This window comes from Bacillus sp. LR--39 (genome assembly GCF_053613335.1).
Genome location: NZ_JBSIOT010001285.1, coordinates 1 through 583 on the forward strand (window position 1 = coordinate 1; position 583 = coordinate 583).

At 42.5% G+C, this 583-nt stretch carries 1 protein-coding gene; it reads right to left on the reverse strand.

The genetic code is table 11. The features are described 5' to 3' along the window. Positions 1–185 precede the first annotated feature (185 nt). Positions 186–583 (reverse strand): GA-like domain-containing protein (locus tag ACWHAR_RS29995; RefSeq protein ID WP_452088797.1); only part of this gene is annotated, 398 nt, incomplete at its 5' end.

The window sequence follows — 583 nt, forward strand, 5'->3', positions numbered from 1 at the left end:
TGCCTGCCCAGTCACAATCCCGCCATATGTGGTGATAACTGTAATAACGTTCATTTTATGCTGTTCATGGCTGTATAGCAATAGTATGAAAAGCCTGTGAGGCGGATGGGAAAAAGGTTGTGTACGATTTTCTTAGAATGTAAAAAACCTTTAAGACCTGGAATGCAAGTCTTAAAGGTTTTTGGTTACTTTTTCGGTTTGACGGCGTTCAGCCGTTTTTGCAGCTTTGTTTTTTCATTGGATGCTTTTAATTGATTCACTGCAGACTGAGCGGATGCCTTTGATTTCTTTGTTTTGTCTTTTTCCGCTTTCTTCACTTTTGCCTTGGCAGTTTCCACTTTTTTTGCTTCAGCCGCCGCCACTTTTTTCTTCACTTTGTCTAACCGTTTTTGCAATGCCGTTTTTTCCTTGCCTGCTTGAAGCTGATTGACGGCTGATTGTCCTTTTGCCGCATTTGCATCAGTTGATTTCTTTTCAGCCGCAGATACGGATTGCTGTGCCGTCTTCAAATTGGTGCTCTTCACTTTGTTAAGGCGTTTCTGCAGGGACGTTTTTTCTGAACTTGCCGGCAGCTTGCCAATTG